19 protein-coding genes and 3 tRNA genes are annotated in these 17582 nt (G+C 67.7%); 12 read left to right on the forward strand and 10 right to left on the reverse strand.

Annotation, left to right across the window (positions count from 1 at the left end):
* The first annotated feature begins 68 nt into the window (after positions 1-68).
* Both IG194_RS24470 and IG194_RS24475 read left to right on the forward strand, forming a co-directional pair.
* Complete coding sequence (locus tag IG194_RS24470) at positions 69-260, forward strand: hypothetical protein (protein ID WP_009623417.1); 192 nt, start codon at positions 69-71, stop codon at positions 258-260.
* 98 nt (positions 261-358) lie between these two features.
* Positions 359-1012, forward strand: coding sequence for a thiopurine S-methyltransferase (locus IG194_RS24475; protein WP_058488993.1), 654 nt, complete (start codon positions 359-361; stop codon positions 1010-1012).
* Between the two features lie 36 nt (positions 1013-1048).
* Here the strand turns inward: IG194_RS24475 and htpX are convergent, their stop codons facing one another.
* The 3 genes from htpX to IG194_RS24490 form a co-directional block, all read right to left on the reverse strand.
* A complete protein-coding gene (gene htpX / locus IG194_RS24480) occupies positions 1049-1936 on the reverse strand; it encodes a protease HtpX (protein ID WP_009623413.1) in 888 nt (295 codons plus the stop codon).
* Between the two features lie 144 nt (positions 1937-2080).
* Entirely contained in the window at positions 2081-2524 is a 444-nt protein-coding gene (locus IG194_RS24485) for a hypothetical protein (RefSeq protein WP_058488994.1), read from the reverse strand.
* A 2-nt stretch (positions 2525-2526) separates the two neighbouring features.
* Positions 2527-3738 (reverse strand): pyridoxal phosphate-dependent aminotransferase, encoded by a 1212-nt coding sequence (locus IG194_RS24490; RefSeq protein ID WP_058488995.1) that lies wholly within the window; start codon positions 3736-3738, stop codon positions 2527-2529.
* 302 nt (positions 3739-4040) lie between these two features.
* On the opposite strand from IG194_RS24490, the gene msrB reads away from it, so the two are divergent.
* From msrB to IG194_RS24505, 3 genes are all read left to right on the forward strand, one after another.
* Positions 4041-4442 (forward strand): peptide-methionine (R)-S-oxide reductase MsrB, encoded by a 402-nt coding sequence (gene msrB, locus IG194_RS24495; protein WP_058070094.1) that lies wholly within the window; start codon positions 4041-4043, stop codon positions 4440-4442.
* 110 nt (positions 4443-4552) lie between these two features.
* Complete coding sequence (locus IG194_RS24500) at positions 4553-5038, forward strand: glutathione peroxidase (protein WP_009623405.1); 486 nt, start codon at positions 4553-4555, stop codon at positions 5036-5038.
* Positions 5035-5502: a MarR family winged helix-turn-helix transcriptional regulator gene (locus tag IG194_RS24505; protein WP_058488996.1), complete on the forward strand. Its 468-nt coding sequence runs from the start codon at positions 5035-5037 to the stop codon at positions 5500-5502. The genes IG194_RS24500 and IG194_RS24505 overlap by 4 nt, the downstream gene beginning before the upstream one ends.
* Before the next feature lie 13 nt (positions 5503-5515).
* Here the strand turns inward: IG194_RS24505 and IG194_RS24510 are convergent, their stop codons facing one another.
* Complete coding sequence (locus tag IG194_RS24510; protein ID WP_058488997.1) at positions 5516-7840, reverse strand: ATP-binding protein; 2325 nt, start codon at positions 7838-7840, stop codon at positions 5516-5518.
* Between the two features lie 141 nt (positions 7841-7981).
* Here IG194_RS24510 and IG194_RS24515 point away from each other — a divergent pair, with 141 nt between their 5' ends.
* Entirely contained in the window at positions 7982-8875 is an 894-nt protein-coding gene (locus tag IG194_RS24515) for an ATP-binding protein (protein WP_058488998.1), read from the forward strand.
* A complete protein-coding gene (locus tag IG194_RS24520; RefSeq protein WP_058488999.1) occupies positions 8872-9354 on the forward strand; it encodes a GAF domain-containing protein in 483 nt (160 codons plus the stop codon). Before IG194_RS24515 ends, IG194_RS24520 begins: the two co-directional genes overlap by 4 nt.
* Positions 9355-10352: 998 nt before the next feature.
* Here IG194_RS24520 and IG194_RS24525 read toward each other — a convergent pair.
* Together IG194_RS24525 and IG194_RS24530 are read right to left on the reverse strand one after the other, a co-directional pair.
* Positions 10353-11030 (reverse strand): glutathione S-transferase family protein, encoded by a 678-nt coding sequence (locus IG194_RS24525; protein WP_058489000.1) that lies wholly within the window; start codon positions 11028-11030, stop codon positions 10353-10355.
* 10 nt (positions 11031-11040) lie between these two features.
* Entirely contained in the window at positions 11041-11808 is a 768-nt protein-coding gene (locus IG194_RS24530; RefSeq protein ID WP_009618909.1) for a hypothetical protein, read from the reverse strand.
* Between the two features lie 217 nt (positions 11809-12025).
* On the opposite strand from IG194_RS24530, the gene IG194_RS24535 reads away from it, so the two are divergent.
* From IG194_RS24535 to IG194_RS24545, 3 genes are all read left to right on the forward strand, one after another.
* Positions 12026-12101: transfer RNA gene (locus IG194_RS24535), tRNA-Glu, on the forward strand.
* A gap of 2 nt (positions 12102-12103) precedes the next feature.
* Positions 12104-12179, forward strand: a tRNA-Gly gene (locus tag IG194_RS24540).
* Between the two features lie 85 nt (positions 12180-12264).
* Positions 12265-12340, forward strand: a tRNA-Gly gene (locus tag IG194_RS24545).
* A gap of 41 nt (positions 12341-12381) precedes the next feature.
* Here the strand turns inward: IG194_RS24545 and IG194_RS24550 are convergent.
* Positions 12382-12978: a hypothetical protein gene (locus tag IG194_RS24550; protein WP_141679776.1), complete on the reverse strand. Its 597-nt coding sequence runs from the start codon at positions 12976-12978 to the stop codon at positions 12382-12384.
* A gap of 290 nt (positions 12979-13268) precedes the next feature.
* On the opposite strand from IG194_RS24550, the gene IG194_RS24555 reads away from it, so the two are divergent.
* Positions 13269-14630: an OmpA family protein gene (locus IG194_RS24555; RefSeq protein ID WP_058489002.1), complete on the forward strand. Its 1362-nt coding sequence runs from the start codon at positions 13269-13271 to the stop codon at positions 14628-14630.
* A gap of 27 nt (positions 14631-14657) precedes the next feature.
* Here IG194_RS24555 and IG194_RS24560 read toward each other — a convergent pair whose 3' ends face one another.
* On the reverse strand, positions 14658-15704 hold the full coding sequence (locus tag IG194_RS24560; protein WP_058489003.1) for an ornithine cyclodeaminase: 1047 nt from the start codon (positions 15702-15704) through the stop codon (positions 14658-14660).
* Positions 15705-15841: 137 nt separating this feature from the next.
* On the opposite strand from IG194_RS24560, the gene IG194_RS24565 reads away from it, so the two are divergent.
* Positions 15842-16336 carry an Lrp/AsnC family transcriptional regulator gene (locus IG194_RS24565; protein ID WP_009618932.1) on the forward strand — a complete coding sequence of 165 codons (495 nt, stop codon included), beginning with the start codon at positions 15842-15844 and terminating at the stop codon, positions 16334-16336.
* Positions 16337-16629: 293 nt separating this feature from the next.
* On the opposite strand, the gene IG194_RS24570 is transcribed toward IG194_RS24565, so the two are convergent.
* Both IG194_RS24570 and IG194_RS24575 read right to left on the reverse strand, forming a co-directional pair.
* Positions 16630-17040, reverse strand: a complete 411-nt coding sequence (locus tag IG194_RS24570) for a PA2817 family protein (RefSeq protein ID WP_058489004.1) — start codon at positions 17038-17040, stop codon at positions 16630-16632.
* A 78-nt stretch (positions 17041-17118) separates the two neighbouring features.
* Positions 17119-17535, reverse strand: a complete 417-nt coding sequence (locus tag IG194_RS24575) for a PA2816 family glutamine-rich protein (protein ID WP_058489005.1) — start codon at positions 17533-17535, stop codon at positions 17119-17121.
* Between the last annotated feature and the right edge of the window lie 47 nt (positions 17536-17582).

Below are 17582 nucleotides of genomic sequence, written 5' to 3' on the forward strand. Positions count from 1 at the left end.
GGGGCGGGGGTGAGGATAATTCGCGCCCCGCGGTGCAGTCGTCGTTTCCAGCGTTCGAGGTTCCATCCATGCAAGCCTTCAGGCAAGAGCTGATCCTTCGGGAAGGCGATCGTTTCGTGCTCGACGACGGTACCGAACTCATCGTCCGCCGCATCCGCGCGGGGCGGGTGAGCCTGGGGGTGGTCGAGCAGCGCGAGCAGGCCGAGCGCCACGGCTGGCTGCACTGGCCGCTGCGGCCGGCGTTGCTGCGCGGTCGCTAGCGGCAGACGCCCGGCTGGGCGATCATGGGCATCCGGCGGAGCCGCTCCGCCGATTCCGTGCAGGCAATCCGGCCTGCACCGCAGCAGGAATGGAGCCCATGCACGAAGACTTCTGGCAGGCGCGCTGGTCGCGCAACGAAATCGGTTTCCACCTCGCCGAGGTCAACCCCTACCTCGTTCGTCACTGGCCGGCGCTGGCCCTGCCAAGGGGCGCGCGCGTGCTGGTGCCGCTGTGCGGCAAGTCGCGCGACCTGGTCTGGCTGGCGGAGCAGGGCTACCGGGTGCTGGGGGTGGAGCTGGCCGAGCGTGCGGTGAAGGATTTCTTCGCCGAGCAGGGCTGGCAGCCCGAGGTGGAGCAGCGCGGCGCGCTGCGCTGTTATCGGCATGGCGCGGTGGAAATCCTCCAGGGCGACTTCTTCGACCTGGCGGCCGAACACCTGGCCGATTGCCAGGCGCTCTACGACCGGGCTGCGCTCATTGCCCTGCCGCCGGACATGCGCGAAAGCTACGCGCGGCACCTGTCCGCCATCCTGCCGCGGCCGCTGGATGGCCTGCTGGTCACCCTGGAATACCCTCAGGAGCAGATGTCCGGACCGCCGTTCGCGGTGCTCGCGGATGAGGTGAGGGAGCGCTTCGCGCAGTGGCAGGTCGTGGAACTGGAGCGCCTGGACGTGCTGGGCGAGAACTGGAAGTTCCTCGACCGCGGGGTGAAGCGCCTGGAAGAGGTGGTGTTCCGGCTGCACCGGGACTGAAAGAAGAAGGGCGGCCCTGGGGCCGCCCTTGTTTCATCAGCGCGCGTTGCGCAGCGCCTCGATGCGTTCTTCCAGCGGCGGGTGGCTCATGAACAGGCCGGCGAGGCCGTGCTTGAGGCCGCCGTTGATGCCGAAGGCGGTCAGGCTGTCGGGCATGTGCACCGGCACGCCCTGCTCGGCGCGCAGGCGCTGCAGCGCGGCGATCATCGCATTGCTGCCGGCCAGGTGGGCGCCGGCGGCGTCGGCGCGGAACTCGCGGCGGCGCGAGAACCACATGACGATGATGCTGGCGAGGATGCCCAGCACCAGTTCCGCGACTATGGTCGCGATGTAGTAGGCCGGGCCGCGGCCTTCTTCGGTCTTGAACACCGCCTTGTCGACGAAGTTGCCGAAGATGCGCGCGAAGAACATGACGAAGGTGTTCACCACGCCCTGGATCAGCGCCAGGGTGACCATGTCGCCATTGGCCACGTGGCCGATCTCGTGGGCGAGCACCGCGCGCACCTCGTCCGGCGAGAAGCGCTCGAGCAGGCCCTGGCTGACGGCCACCAGGGCGTCGTTGCGGTTCCAGCCGGTGGCGAAGGCGTTGGCCTCGTAGGCCGGGAAGATCCCCACCTCGGGCATCTTGATGCCGGCTTCGCGCGAGAGCTGCTCGACGGTCTGCAGCAGCCACTGTTCGTGGCGGGTGCGCGGCTGGCTGATGATTTCCGTGCCGGTGGTGGTCTTGGCCATCCACTTGGACAGGAACAGCGAGATGATCGAGCCGGCGAAGCCGAAGACGGCACAGTAGACCAGCAGCGCTTGCAGGTTGAGGTCGACGCCGTTGGCGGCCATGACCCCGTTGAAGCCGAGCAGGCTCAGGGTGATGCTGGCGACGAGCACGACCGCCAGGTTGGTGGCCAGGAACAGCAGGATGCGCATCATGGGTAAGACTTCTCCTCGCGACTTGGGCGCACGGCGCGCAGGGGCGCGCCGGTGCCCCGGGCGTGCGCGCTCCGGGGCCGGGCTGGATTATGCGGGGTATATACGGTCGGCCCCTAGGCGATTCAACGTGGGGACTATTTCAAACTATGTCTCTTTTTCCACGCCAGCACATTCGAAGAGTAGCCGGGCCAGGCGCGAGATGCGTTCGCTGTGCGCATCGGCCAGCGCGTCGCGCAGTTGCTGCGCGAGGGTGGCCTGCTGGCGCCGCACGCTGGCGGGCAGTTGCGCGTCGTCGGCGCCGCGGGGCAGGGCGCGGCTCAGGCGCAGGAAGCCCTTTTCGCTGAGCACGGCCTGGTCCAGGGCTTCGTGGCGGATGCAGCTGTCGTAGCGCAGGTAGCCTTCCTCGGCCAGCCACAGCAGCGCGCCCAGGCAGGCCTGGTGACGCTTGCTGGGCAGGCCGAACTCGTCGTGTTCCTCGCGGCCGATGAGGTCTTCCACGTATAGGGCGATCTTGCGCGGGAAGGCCTGGTAGAGCAGGAGCATCCCGGCGGCGGCGTCCTTGTAGAAGTCGTCGATCTGCAGGTCCATGGTTACTGACGATAGCTGCTGAGGAAGTTGCCGATGCGCCCGATGGCCTGCTCCAGGTCGTCGACGCGGGGCAGGGTGACCACACGGAAATGGTCCGGCCACGGCCAGTTGAAGGCGGTGCCCTGGACGATCAGCAGCTTCTCCGAGAGCAGCAGGTCGAGGACGAACTTCTCGTCGTTGTGGATAGGGCAGACCTTCGGGTCGATGCGCGGGAAGGCGTAGAGCGCGCCCATGGGCTTGACGCAGCTGACCCCGGGGATGTCGTTGAGCAGTTCCCAGGCGCGGTTGCGCTGTTCCAGCAGGCGGCCGCCGGGCAGCACCAGGTCGTTGATGCTCTGGTAGCCGCCCAGGGCGGTCTGGATGGCGTGCTGGCTCGGCACGTTGGCGCACAGGCGCATGTTGGCCAGGATGTCCAGGCCCTCGATGTAGCTCTGCGCCTTGTGCTTGGGCCCGGAGATGGCGATCCAGCCGGAGCGGAAGCCGGCCACGCGGTAGGCCTTGGACAGGCCGTTGAAGGTCAGGCAGAGCACGTCCGGCGCCAGGGAGGCGGTGGAGATGTGCACGGCCTCGTCGTAGAGGATCTTGTCGTAGATCTCGTCGGAGAAGATCACCAGGTTGTGCTGGCGCGCCAGTTCGACGATGTCCAGCAGCACTTCCTTCGAGTAGACCGCGCCGGTGGGGTTGTTCGGGTTGATCAGCACCAGCGCCTTGGTGTTGCTGGTGATCTTGGCCTTCATGTCGGCGATGTCGGGGAACCAGTTGGACTGCTCGTCGCACAGGTAATGCACCGGCTTGCCGCCGGCCAGCGACACCGAGGCGGTCCACAGCGGGTAGTCGGGCGCCGGGATCAGCACCTCGTCGCCGTTGTTGAGCAGCGCCTGCAGGGCCATGACGATCAGCTCGGAGACGCCGTTGCCCAGGTAGATGTCCTCGATGCCGACGCCTTCCACCTGCTTCTGCTGGTAATACTGCATCACCGCCTTGCGCGCGCTGAACAGGCCCTTGGAGTCGCTGTAGCCCTGGGCCGTGGGCAGGTTGCGGATGACGTCCTGGAGAATCTCGTCAGGGGCTTCGAAACCGAACGGCGCCGGGTTGCCGATGTTCAGCTTGAGGATGCGATGGCCTTCCTCTTCCAGGCGTTTGGCGTGCTTGAGCACCGGCCCGCGGATGTCGTAGCAGACGTTGGCGAGCTTGTTCGATTTGCTGACCTGCATGATGTGGCGTTCCCGAAATGAAGGTTCCCGCGCTCCGGCCCTGGCTTGGCAGGCTGTAACGCGGGTGACAGACTGGCGTCTATACGAGGTGCGGAATGTCGCGCGTCCTGGCGGTAAAACTGAAAAAACGCCTGGTTGACGGAGAAACGAACGAAAAAAAGCCCATAAAAAGGCTTTTTTATCGTAGATGATCCCCTGTGCGGCAGATTCTGCATCCAACGATGACGTCACGCATCATACGTGCGGCCCGTTTCCCGCGAAAGGGCGCGGACGGGCTTTTTTCAAGCTTGCGAGGTACAGCGATGGAAAAGATCGAGAAGCCCCTGGAAAGCTGGCGCGAGGAGCTCGACGAACAGCAGTTCCACATCTGCCGCCTGGGCGGCACCGAGCGTGCCTTCACCGGCGAGTACTACGCGACCAAGACCCCCGGCATCTACCACTGTGTGTGCTGCGGCGCGGCGTTGTTCGACTCGGACGCCAAGTACGATTCCGGCAGCGGCTGGCCGAGCTACTTCCAGCCGGTGTCCAAGGATGCCATCGCCGAACTGGAAGACTTCAGCCACGGCATGCACCGCATCGAGGTGCGCTGCGCGGCCTGCGAAGCCCACCTGGGCCACGTGTTCCCCGATGGGCCGCGGCCGACCGGGCTGCGCTACTGCATCAACTCGGCGTCGCTGAAGCTGGTGCCGCGCGACGGGGCTTGAGTGACGCAAGGCCCGCCGGTCGCCGGCGGGCCTTTTTTCGGCGGAAATAAATTGTGTGCAATTTAATTGCGAGCTATCTTGATCGTTCCCACTTTCCTGGAGCCGGTTCCATGAGCGACGCATTGTTGGATATCCCCTGCACGACCATCAAGGGCGAGCAGAAGACCCTGGCCGATTTCGGCGGCAAGGCCCTGCTGGTGGTGAACACCGCCAGCCAGTGCGGCTTCACCCCGCAGTACAAGGGCCTGGAGGCGCTGTGGGAGAAGTACCGCGACAAGGGCCTGGTGGTGCTGGGCTTCCCCTGCAACCAGTTCGGCAAGCAGGAGCCGGGCGACGAAGGCGAGATCTCGCAGTTCTGCGAGCTGAACTTCGGCGTCAGCTTCCCGCTGTTCAAGAAGATCGACGTCAACGGCGCCGGCGCCCACCCGCTCTACGTGCAGTTGAAGAAGCGCGCGCCGGGCGTGCTGGGCAGCCAGGGCATCAAGTGGAACTTCACCAAGTTCCTGGTCAGCCGCGACGGCAGCCAGGTCAAGCGCTTCGCCCCGCTGACCAAGCCGGAGGAACTCACCGCCGAGATCGAAGCGCTGCTGCGATGAGCCACCGCGAACCTGAACAGGCGCTGCTGCTGGACAACCAGCTGTGCTTCCGCCTGTACGCTGCCTCGCGGGCGATCATCCGCGGCTACCGGCCGATGCTCGACGCGCTCGGCCTGACCTACCCGCAGTACCTGGTGATGCTGGTGCTGTGGGAATGGCAGGACAAACCGCCCGCGCAGCCGACGGTGAAGGCCCTGGGCGAGCGCCTGATGCTCGACTCCGGCACCCTGACGCCGCTGCTCAAGCGCCTGGAGCAGCTCGGCCTGGTGCAGCGCCGGCGGGCGCGGCAGGACGAGCGCGAGGTGCACCTGGGCCTGAGCGGGGAGGGCATCGCCTTGCGCGAGAAGGTGGCGCCGCTGCGCGAGGCGCTGCTGTGTGCCAGCGGCCTGGACCTCAATGCGATGGACGAGCTGCGCGGACGCCTGGACGACCTGCTCGGACAACTGCTGGCGCTGGAGCCGTAAGGCGCCGCCGGCCTCAGGCATCCAGCCGGGGCTGCGCCCAGCGCTCCAGCATCGCCGCCATCTCGTCGCGGTGGAAGGGCTTGGCCAGGTAGTCGTCCATGCCGGCCAGGCGGCAGCGCTCGCGCTCGTCGGGCAAAGCGTTGGCGGTCAGGGCGATTACCGGCAGGTCCTTCCAGCGCGGCTGCTGGCGGATCAGGCGGGTCGCCTCGTAGCCGTCCATCACCGGCATGTTGCAGTCCATCAGCACGAGCTCAAAGTCTTCCTCGGCCAGGGCATCCAGGGCCTCCTGGCCATCGGCGGCGACCCGCACCCGGCAGCCGAGCTTCTGCAGCAGGCCCCGGGCCACCAGTTGGTTGACCGGGTTGTCTTCCACCAGCAGCACGCGCGCGGCGAACTGCTCCGGGGCCTCGCCCGGCAACTGCCGCTGGGGCTGTATGGCCGGGCGGCGGAGGGCCTGCTGCAGGGCCTGGTGCAGGGTGGCGCGGCTGAGCGGGCGGGCCAACTGGCGCAGGGGCGCCAACTGCTGCGCCAGTTCGGCCTCGAGGAAGCTGCCGTAGGCGGTGACCAGCAGCACCGGGCGGTCCTTGAGGTGCTGGCGCAGGCCGACCAGGCAGTCCGGGCAGTCGGACACCAGCACGTCCAGCTCCACGCCCAGCAGGCTGGCGTCGATGTCCAGGCGCCGGTAGTCCAGGCCCCAGCGCGGCAGCCAGGTCTGCAGCAGTTCGGCCAGGCCGCTGCCGGCCGGGCACTGCGCCACCACCTTGCCGCTCAGGGGCTCCAGCGCCTGCGCGGGGTCCAGGGCGGGCAGCGGCAGGGTCGCGGCGAACTCGCTGCCCAGGCCCGGTTGCGAGCTGACGCTCAGCTCGCCCTGCATGGCCTCGCAGAGCTTGCGCGTCAGCGCCAGGCCCAGGCCGGTGCCGCCGAACTGGCGGGTGATGCCGGCGTCGGCCTGGGTGAAGGGCTGGAAGATGCGCTGCAGGGCGTCGGCGGCGATGCCGATGCCGGTGTCGCGGACACTGATGCGCACGCCGTCCTCCCAGGGCTCGACGCGCAGGTCGACGCGGCCCAGGCGGGTGAACTTGAGGGCGTTGGAGAGCAGGTTGCTGACGATCTGCCGCACCCGCGTCGGGTCGCCTTCCAGCTGCGCCGGCAAGTCGGGGCTGACCAGGCAGGTCAGCTCTACCGCCGGGGCGGCGTTCTGCGACAGCAGGCTGGCGGTGTCCTCCACCAGGGTGGCGAGGTCGAAGGGGATCTTCTCCAGCTCCAGTTGGCCGGACTCGAACTTGGACAGGTCGAGCACGTCGTTGAGCAGGTCCACCAGCACCTTGCCCGAGTCGTGGGCGATGGACAGCTGCTGGCGCTGTTCCGGGCTCAGCGGGCCGTCCAGGGCCAGGCCGAGCATGCCCAGCAGGCCGTTGAGCGGGGTGCGGATCTCGTGGCTCATGTTGGCCAGGAAGGTGGCGCGGGCCTGGGCCATGTCCAGGGCGTTGAGGCGGGCGCGCTCCAGTTGCTGGTTGGACTGCGTCAGGCGGGCGTTGGCCGCCTTCAGCTCGGCGGTGCGCGCCGCCACTATGTTCTCCAGCTCGGCCAGGTAGCGGGTCAGGCGGTCCTCGGCCTCGCGGCGCTGCTCCATCTCCACGGCGATGTGGCTGAGCTGGCGGTTGGTCACCTCCACCAGCACGCCGATCTCGTCGCGCTCGTGGCCCTGGGGGCAGGGCAGGCGCAGGCGCGTGGGCGAGCGCGGGTCGTGGCGGGCGAGCACCTCGATCAGGCTCACCAGCGGCTTGGTCAGCAGGCCGTAGAACAGCACCAGGAGGATCAGCGATAGCAGCAGGCTGCGGACGAAGCCGGAGATCAGCGTCATGCCGGCGCGGCGCAGGAAGTCGTTGCCGAAGACGAAGGTGTCGATCTCCAGGCGCAGCACGCCGAGGGATTCCTTGGGTTGGTGCTCTATATACAGCGGCTCCTCGTAGACGCGCATATGCCCGAAGAGGAAGTCGCTGAGCGGGCGCAGGTTGCTTTCCGCCGGCGGCCGGCCGGCGCTGGCCAGGGCCACGTCGGCGCTGTCGATGATCTCCGCGCGGATCACCGCCGGCGAGCGCAGCAGGCCCACCACCAGTTCCTGGGCCAGTTCGGCGTCGATGTTGTAGGCGATGCGCGCCGCCGGGTTGTGGCTGACGTCCAGCAGGGCGCGTACTTCGCGGTTGATGGAGGCGTCCTGGCTGGCATAATCGACGCCCACCTGGATGAGGCTGAGCAGGGTGCCGAGGATGAAGGCGACCAGCACCGTCAGGCTGGCCTGCTTGAACGAGAGGCGATGGGTGAGCGCAATATCCATGAGGTGCGGTACTTCGCCTCGAGAATGCTTTCCAGGCGCGTAGCATAGCCCAAGCCGGCAGGCTGTCGGCAGAGGCGATGCCATCCATGTGACATGACCGAACGACAGCGTCGCTACGCTGAAGATCCCAGGGAGAAAGCCGTGGATTCCCGTCTGAATGATTTCCTGGCCCGCGCCGAAAGCGTGCTGGCCCGGCTGGAGCCGTTGCTCCCGGCGCTGCGCGAGCCCATCGACTGGCAGCGCTGCCTGGCCGCCCGCTGGCACCGCGATGGCCGCAGCGGCTACCTGCAGGCGCTGCAGGTGAGCCTCGACCTGCGCCTGGACGACCTGCTCGGCGTCGACAAGCAGCGCGAACAGCTGGCCCGCAACACCCGCCAGTTCGTCGCCGGCAGGCCGGCCAACCACGCCTTGCTGTGGGGCGCCCGGGGGACGGGCAAGTCCTCGCTGGTGCGCGCGCTGTTGGCCGAGCTGGCCGGCGACGGCCTGCGCCTGATCGAGATCGAGCGCGACCACCTGGCCGACCTGCCGCGGGTGGTGGAGCAACTGCACGGGCTGCCGCAGCGCTTCGTGCTGTTCTGCGACGACCTCTCGTTCGACGCCGGCGAGGGCGACTACCGGGTGCTCAAGAGCGTGCTCGACGGCTCGCTGGAGCAGGCCCCGGACAACGTCCTGCTGTACGCCACCTCGAACCGCCGCCACCTGGTCTCGGAGAAGCAGAGCGACAACGAGAACTGGAAGATGGTCGACGGCGAGCTGCACCCCAGCGAGGCGGTGGAGGACAAGATCGCCCTGTCGGATCGTTTCGGCCTGTGGCTGTCGTTCTACCCCTTCACCCAGGAGCACTTCCTGGACGTGGTGCGGCACTGGGTGAAAGTGCTGGCCGGCCGTTCGGGGCTGGCCTTCACCTGGGACGAGCCGCTGGAGAAGGAAGCCATCCGCTGGGCCCTCGGGCGCGGCAACCGCAACGGCCGCTGCGCCTATCAATTCGCCCGCCAGTGGGTGGGCCGTCAATTGCTCGAAGGAGAAGAACCATGATCGACCTGCAACAGACCGGCGCCGGGCTGGGTGGCTACGCGCTGCTGGCGGCGCAGGCCGAAGCGCTGTTCGCCGACGAGCGCGACTTCATCGCCAACGCCTCGCAGTTCGCCGCCTTGCTGTTCCACGAACTGGGCGACCTGAACTGGGCCGGCTTCTACCTGAACAAGGACGAGGAGCTGGTGCTGGGCCCGTTCCAGGGCAAGGTGGCCTGCGTGCGCATTCCCTTCGCCAAGGGCGTGTGCGGCGCCGCGGCGCGCACCCGCCAGACGCAGCGGGTGGAAGACGTGCACGCCTTCCCCGGGCACATCGCCTGCGACAGCGCCTCCAACAGTGAGTTGGTGGTGCCCCTGGTCAAGGACGGCCGGCTGATCGGCGTGCTCGACCTGGACAGCCCGAGCGTCGGCCGCTTCAGCGCCGAGGACCAGGCCGGCATCGAGCGCCTGGCCGAAATCTTCCTGCGCCTGACCGATTGCTGAGGCACGAATTGTAGGCGCGGGCCCTGCCCGCGAAATCGCGCGCAGGGCGCGCTCCTACAGGGGAATGACGTCGGTGCTCGGGCTTTCCCCTCACTCCAGCCCTCTCCCGGAGGGAGAGGGGGCTAGTCCGTGCCGAGAGGAGGCCTGGTTCCAGCCGGCGACCCCTGCGCTAGCCGGCTAACGCCGAAACACCAACGCACGCCGAACGGTCCCCTCTCCCTCCGGGAGAGGGTTAGGGTGAGGGGGCCGCAGGCCTGCTCGCTCGATTCCGTGCCCCTATGCGCTCCGTGAGGCACGGCGTTTCCCCCCGCACCTGTAGAGCGGGCCCTGCCCGCGAAATCGCGCGCAGGGGAATGGCATCGGCGCTCGGGCTTTCCCCTCACCCCAGCCCTCTCCCGGAGGGAGAGGGAGCCAGTCCGTGCCGAAAGGAGGCCTGGTTTCAGCCGGCGATCCCTGTGCTTGCCGGCTGACGCCGAAACACCAATGCACGCCGAACGGTCCTCTCCCGAGGGAAGGAGCCAGTCCGTGCCGAGAGGAGGCCTGGATTCAGTCGGCGATCCCTGTGCTAGCCGGCTGACGCCGAAATACCCATGTACTCCGAACGGTCCTCTCCTGGAGGGAGAGGGAGCCAGTCCGTGCCGAGAGGAGGCCTGGATTCAGTCGGCGATCCCTGTGCTAGCCGGCTAACGCCGAAACACCAACGCACGCCGAACGGTCCCCTCTCCCTCTGGGAGAGGGTTAGGGTGAGGGGGGCCGCAGGCCTGCTCGCTCGATTCCGTGCCCCTATGCGCTTCGTGAGGCACGGCATTTCCCCCCGCACCTGTAAGAGCGGGCCCTGCCCGCGAAATCGCGCGCAGGGCGCGCTCCTACAAGGGAATGGCGCGGGTGGGGCGGCGTAGGATCTCATCCGCGAACCGCGCCGATACCTCCGGCTATCGCGGACAAGGTCCGCTCCTACGGGGAGGTACGCCGTGCCCCGGCCGGCGGCGTCTTTCTATTCAGGCCGGCGCCTGGGCGATGCGTGCGCGAATCTTCTCGACGACCCGCTGTTCACCCTCGAGAAGCGCCTGCAGGGCAGGGCGCTGCAGCATGCGCTGGAAGTGCGCGGCCAGACGCGGCCAGCGCCCGGCATCCAATACTTCCCCGCCGTGGCGCATGTTCACCAGTTGGCTGGCCACGGCGATGTCCGCCAGGCTGAAGCGGTCGTCGACGAAATACTCGGCTTCGCCCAGGCAGCCTTCCAGGTAGTCGAAGTGCGGCGGCAGTTTCTCCTGCAGCGCAGCTTCCACCGCCGCCTCGTCGCACGGCTTGCCCAGCAGCGGCTTGAGCAGGCGGTTGCGGAACACGGTGAAGGTGGCCAGGGGCGCCACTTCGTAGTCGGCGTATTTTTCCAGCCAGCTGATCCGCGCGCGGGCCAGGGCGTTGCCGCCGCACAGGGGCGTGGCCTGGGGATCGCGGTCGTCCAGGTAGTGGCAGATGACGCTGGAGTCGGCCAGGGTGACGTCGCCGTCGCGCAGGGCAGGGATGCGTCGCAGCGGGTTGAGGTCGGCGTACCAGTCCGGCTGGTTGAACGGGTCGACGTTCTCCAACTGGTAGTCCAGGCCCTTCTCCGCCAGGCACAGGCGGACCTTGCGGACGAAGGGGGATAGGGCGGCGCCGTAGAGGGTCAGGCTCATGCGGGTCTCCTCAGTCGTAGAGATTCTTCTTCTTCCAGATGTCGTCTTCGTCCAGCGCCTTCAGGCCTTCGGTCAGCTCGGTGTTCTCCTCGGCGGAGGGCTTGCTGCTTTCCAGGACCAGGGCGTTGGCGCGTTCGAGCTGTTGTTCCAGTTGCTTCAGCTGGGCCTGGTAGCGGCCGAGGTCGGCCTGCTTCTGCAGGTACTGCACGCCGCGCTCGAAGGCCAGGCGGGCCTGGCGGGGCTGGCCCTGCTGCAGCGCCTGCTGGCCGATGTTGGTGAAGAACTCTATATGCAGCTGGGTGAGCAGGTGGCGGATTTCCTTCAGCCAGCGCTGGGCGTCGTTGCGCGACAACAGGCCGTCCTGGGCGAAGCGGTTGATCTGGGCGTGCAGGCCCTCGAAAAGGAAGCGGACTTCCTTGGCCTTGGCTTCGGTGAGGATCAACTGCGGGGCGTTGCGCACTTCCATGGCGCTACCCTGGCTTACCAGACGGTTGAGTTCGGCGACGCGCTCGGCGACCTGGGGCGTTTTTTCCAGCTTGAGCAGGCGTTCGCCCAGGGCGAGTTCGAAACGGCTGAGCAGCAGCTTGAGGTCCGCGGAGATGAACTGGCCGGGCAGGCTCTCGGCGATGGCGCCGCAGCGGCGGAAGCGATCCTGCAGGTCGGCTTTCTCCCGGGCCTTCTCCAGCTTGCGGTTTTCCAGCTGCTGGTTGATGAAGACGATGGCGATCAGAATGACGATGCCGGCGACGACCAGGGCGGTGATGACGAGTGGCGACACCTTGGAAACTCCCTGAAGGATTTTTCCCGAGTGTAATGGCTCGCTGACACCGGTCATAGCGGCGGCGCAAAATTTGACCAGAAGTCTTTGATTTAAAAAAATTTTTCCGGAAGGGTTGACGCCCCTCCAAAGGCTCCATAGAATGCGCGCCACTTCGACGCGAAAGCCGAAAGGCAGAGCGAAGAAGCCGGAAAGAATGTTGTAAGTTCCGGGCCGCGTCCCCTTCGTCTAGTGGCCTAGGACACCGCCCTTTCACGGCGGTAACAGGGGTTCGAGTCCCCTAGGGGACGCCATTGCGGGAATAGCTCAGTTGGTAGAGCACGACCTTGCCAAGGTCGGGGTCGCGAGTTCGAGTCTCGTTTCCCGCTCCAAATTCTCGGTCATCGCCCCGGCGGTGAACGGAAAGCGAAATGGCGTTACCCTCCGGCCGAAAGCCGGAGGTTGCAACAAGTTGATGCGGGAATAGCTCAGTTGGTAGAGCACGACCTTGCCAAGGTCGGGGTCGCGAGTTCGAGTCTCGTTTCCCGCTCCAATCCGGATCGCCTTCGCGGTGATCCACACAAAAAGGCTGCCTCAGGGCAGCCTTTTTGCGTTTCCGTCCCCTCGCTTATCCGCAGGTGCCGGCTCGCTGCCCCGCGTTTCCCGCTCCAGCGCCTGGCGCAGGCTGGGCATGGTCGGTTGCGCGAGGTCGTCCAGGCGCCAGGCTCCCCCGCGCCTGACCAGGCGCAGCAGCACGCCGCGGCGCCACTGCTCGTGCACCAGGATCACCCTGGCCGTGGCCCGGCCCTCGCCGGCCAGGTTGACGTGCAGTTGCTCCAGCTCCAGGCCTGGCGAACGCCGGCAGACGCAGAGCGGGTCGTTCTCCAGCAGCCCCGCACCTTCGTGGCGGGCTGCGCGGTAGGCCTTCAGCGCCCGCGCCAGCGCCGGGCTCAGCCAGCGCCGGGCGCGCGCCTCGCCGATATCGCCGGACAGCGCCCCGGGGCCTTCGTCGCCGTACAGCCGGCGCACGAAGCTTTCCACCTCGACCTTCGCCGTCCGCTGCCCGCCCTGGCTCTGGCCCTGGCTGCTGGGCGCCAGGCTCGCCAGCAGCACCAGCAGCAGGGCGAGGATGCTGCCCGAGCGCAGCCGCAGCCCTCCATGGCTGGTGGTCATCGGTGGAAGGTGCGGCATGGGGAGGTCCTGCGATAGCGCCTTGGCGAAGTGTTCCGGCCAGCTTGGCAAGGCTTGCCCGGCCGGTGGAATAAGGCGCAGGCGCGGGCGCCAGTGAGACGTTTCCTCGCCCCCGGGCAATGCCGGCGCCGGGCAGCGAATTCGGATTGCCCTTATTTGGTCCGCCGGGGGGATTTGCTCTGATAGCGCCGGCTTCCCCGGCGCGCATCGGCGCCTGGGCAGCATTGCAGGGACCGTGTGGCCGCAATGCCTGGCACGGGTCGATGGATATTCTCCGAGTAGTTCTTCATATGTATGACGATTTCATTGGGCGGCTCCTGGAGACGCTCGTCCGCCGCTTCGGCCTGGCGCCGGAAAACGCCGGGAAGCTCCTGGGCCTGCTGGCTCACCTGGTGCTCGACGAGCAGCGCGGCGGCTGGGCCGGTTTCGTCCAGCACCTGCGCCGGCAGGGACTGGGCGCCTGGCTGCAGGGTGGCCCCCCTGCGCAGGCGCCCGACCGCGCCCAGCTGGAGCAGGTGTTCGACGCCGAGACGCTGGGCCGCTTCGCCCGGCAGCTGGGGCTGTCCGACGAGGGGCTGGAGGAGGCGGTCGCCGCCTGCCTGCCGGAACTGCTGGCCGGGCTGGACGCCGCCGGTGGCGCGGCGCAGGCCGGGGCCGAGGGGCTGACGGTGCTGATGGCCGACACCGCCGAATTGCTGCCGGCGCTGCGGCCGGAGGCGATCGGCGAGCCGGCCGGGCCGCGACCGGAGGCGAAGCGTGGGCTGGCGCCCTGGTTGGGCGCGCTGCTGGTGCTGTCGTTGCTCACCATGGTGCTGTCGTTCCGCCATTGCTCGTCCACGCCCGTGGCCCAGGCGCGGGTGGCGGCAGCCGTGGAGGTGGTTCCGCAGCCCGAGGCCAGCCCGGTGCTGGAGGCGCCGCGCTTCATGCTCGAACTGCGCGAGGGCAAGGTGCGCATCAACGGCCAGCTCACCAGCATCGACGAGCGCGCTGCGCTGCTGGGGCGGCTGAAGGAGGTCTTCGGCGCGGAGCGCCTGCGGGGCGACATCCTGGTCAAGCGGCAAACCAGCCCCGCGGCCTGGCTCGACGGCTTGCTGGAGCTGCTGCCGGAACTGAAGGTCGAGGGGCTCAAGCTGGGCTTCAACGGCGAGCGCATCCGCATGGATTCCACCGCGCTGAGCCAGGGGCAGCGCATCGAGCTGTCGCAGAAATTGCGCGAGACCTTCGGCGGCTTCGAATTCCTGGGGCTGTGGAACCGCACCCTGGCCGCCCTCAACGGCCTGCCGCCGGGCTCCGGCGCCCGGCAACTGGCCGATGCCCTGACGCAGTTGGGGATTCGCTTCGACAACCGCTCGAGCACCATCAGCCGCGACAGCGACGAAGTGCTGGCCGAAGCCGCCGAAGCCATCCGCCAGGCGCCGCCGGGCACCCTCGTGGAAGTGGGCGGGCACACCGACGACAGCGACGATTCGCAAAGCAGCCAGCAGGCCTCCCGCGTTCGGGCCGAGGCCGTGGTGGCGCGCCTGGTGGAGCTGGGCGTGGCGCCCGACCGCCTGCAGGCCAAGGGCTACGGGCGCAGCCAGCCGCTCTTCAGCAACGCCACCGAGGCGGGCCGGGCGCGCAACCAGCGCATCGAGTTCAGCGTGCTGGAGTGAGCCGGCCCTTGCCCTGGCGCGCCAGGCTCAGCGCACGGCGCGCAGGGCCTGGCCCTGAGGCTGCCGGACCAGGCCGAACAGGTCCTTCGGGTCCTGCGGCCGTGGAACCAGCTCGATGTCGCGGCCGATGCCGCGTTCGCGCGCGGCGTCGTGCAGCCAGCGCAGGGCGGAGAAGTCTTCCAGGGCGAAGCCGACCGAGTCGAACACGGTGATCTGTTCGGCGTTCTGCCGGCCCTCGGCGGCGCCGGCGAGGATGCGTTGGAACTCGATCACCGGGAAGTTCGCCGGCATCTGCTGGATGTCGCCTTCGATGCGGGTCTGAGGTTCGAACTCGACTATCACCCGCGCGCGCTCCAGCACTTCGGCCTGCAGCTCGGTCTTGCCCGGGCAGTCGCCGCCCACGGCGTTGATGTGCATGCCCGGTTCGAGCATGTCGGCCGTGAGGATGGTGGCGTTGGTCTTGTCGGCGGTGACCGTGGTGACGATATCGGCGCCGCGCACCGCTTCACGCACCGAGTCGGCGACTACCAGCTTCAGGCCGGGAAGGCCGGCGAGGTTGCGTCGCAGCTTGGCGGTGGCCGCCGGGTCGATGTCAAACAGGCGGATTTCCTCGATGCCCAGCAACTCGTGGAAGGCGATGGCCTGGAACTCGCTCTGCGCGCCGTTGCCGATCAGCGCCATGCGGCGGGCGTCGGGGCGGGCCAGGCAGCCGGCGAACAGCGCCGAGGTGGCGGCGGTGCGCACGGCGGTGGTCAGGGTCAATTCGCCGAGCAGCAGCGGGTAGCCGCTGTCCACCGTGGCCAGCACGCCGAAGGCCATTACCGTGGGCAGGTCGACGCGGTGGTTCTGCGGGTGGCCGTTGACGTACTTGAAGGCATACAGCTTGCCGTCGTCGGCGGGCATCAGTTCGATCACGCCGAGGGCCGAGTGGTTGGCGACGCGGGCGCACTTGGTGAATTCATCCCAGCGTCGGTAGTCGGCCTCGATGTAGCCGGCCATGGCGCGGATGGCCGCGCCCGGGCCGACCTCGCTGAGCAGTCGGCCAACGTCCTGCACATCCAGATAACGGGTCATGCTGCCATCCTCCTGAGTGGGAGCGCCGCGCGTTCATCGGGCGCCTGGGGTCAGTCTATGCCGCTGGCCGGGAATAACTGTGCTTTCTGACTGCATGGGCTAGGCTTCTGCGCAATGACAGACTCAGGATGAGAGAAATGAAGAAAAGAAATTCCAGCGTGGCCGACCTGGATGCCACCGACCTGGCGATGCTGCGCCTGTTGCAGGAGGACGCCAGCCTGTCCAACGCCGAGCTGAGCGAGCGCCTGGCGCTGAGCGTCACGCCCTGCTGGCGGCGGCGCAAGCGCCTGGAGGAGGAGGGCTACATCCGCGACTACCAGGCCAACCTCGACCGCCGGCGCCTGGGCCTGGACATCCTGGCGTTCGTCCACGTGCGCTTCGCCGCCCACTCCGACGACGCCTCGGACCGCTTCGAGGCGACCGTGCGCGACCTGCCGGAGGTGCTGGCCTGCCACAAGATCACCGGCGATGCGGACTTTCTCCTGCAGGTACTGGAGAAGGACCTGGACGCTTACGCGGAGTTCGTCGAGAAGGTGCTGCGCAAGCAGCCGGGCATCGCGTCGATCCAGTCGACCCTGGCGCTGCGGGAGATCAAGGATTGCCACCGGATACGGGTGCCGGAGGAGGGGTAGGGCGGCCTGGCGGCCGGATCGCGGACGCAGTCCTCCTACGGTTCCAGGAAGCACGGCTTTTCGTAGGATGGCGTTGAGCGAAGCGATACCCATCGCCGCAACCGCATGGGTTTCGCAAGCTCAACCCATCCTACGAAGAGCACCTCGGCGCAAGACAGTTGCTCCTACGATCGTGCTTCTCTGCCAATGCCCAGGCCAACCCCGGAACCGCCGGGGATCGAGGCCAAACGGCGGATAACGCCGTAGGCGTTATGCGCCCTACGCGGTGTCCCCGTATCCGCGATTGCGCCGGCTCAATGCTTGGCCGAGTCTTCCGGCAGCGCCAGCAAAGCCTTTTCCTTGTTCCAGTCGAAAGGCTCGCCGTTTTCCTCGGCGGCGAAGCGGCGTTCGTCCAGTTGCTGGTACAGGTCGATCTCTTCGTCGGGCATGAAGTGCAGGCAGTCGCCGCCGAAGAACCACAGCAGGTCGCGCGGCACCAGGTGGGCGATCTGCGGGTAGCGGTGGAAGGTCTGGGAAATCAGGTCCTGGCCCAGGTACTGGGCGCCCACCGGGTCGCTCGGCAGTTCCTGCAGCAGCTCGTCGAAGCGTTCGAGGAACAGGCCGTGGTTCTCCTCCGGGACCTGCTCGGCTTCGCCCAGGGCGCCGAGGATCATGCGCAGGTGCTGCAGCAGGGCGAGGTGGTGGTCAAGGTAGGCGCTGGCCATGGTGGGGTCCTCTGCGGAAACGGCTGAAACGGGGGCGGAGTATATAGGGGTTTCACCGGCCCCGCCGCGCGGCGCCATTCAACGGAGCGGCCGCGATTGCGTCTGCCGGCGCTGGTTGTCGATCATCCGCCGCTGCATGTCGAGCTGCTGCTGTTGCTGCTGCAGGCGGAACTGCTGGAGGTCGGTGCGCTGGCGCTCGATGGTCTGGTCCTGCAGGCGCTGTTGCTGGCGCTGGCGGTCCAGGGCCTGCTGCTGGTCCTTGAGCTGTTGCTGCTTGAGCTGCAGGCGCTGGTCTTCGTACTGCAGGCGCTGGTCCTGCTGCTGCGCGCGGCGTTGTTCGGCCTGGCGCTGCAGGCTGTCGATCTGCTGCTGTTGCGGATCCAGGTCGACCAGCGGCGCCGGTGGCGGGCTGTTGCGGCTCGGGTAGAGCCAGGAGTCGGCCTGGGCGGTGCTCGCCAGGGCCAGGCCGACGAGAAGGATGGGCAGGATGCGCATGGGCGTTCTCCCGGTTGCCTTTGCCTGCCAGTGTGCACCCATCCGCC

The organism is Pseudomonas sp. ADPe, from assembly GCF_014843515.1.
GTDB lineage: Bacteria > Pseudomonadota > Gammaproteobacteria > Pseudomonadales > Pseudomonadaceae > Pseudomonas > Pseudomonas citronellolis.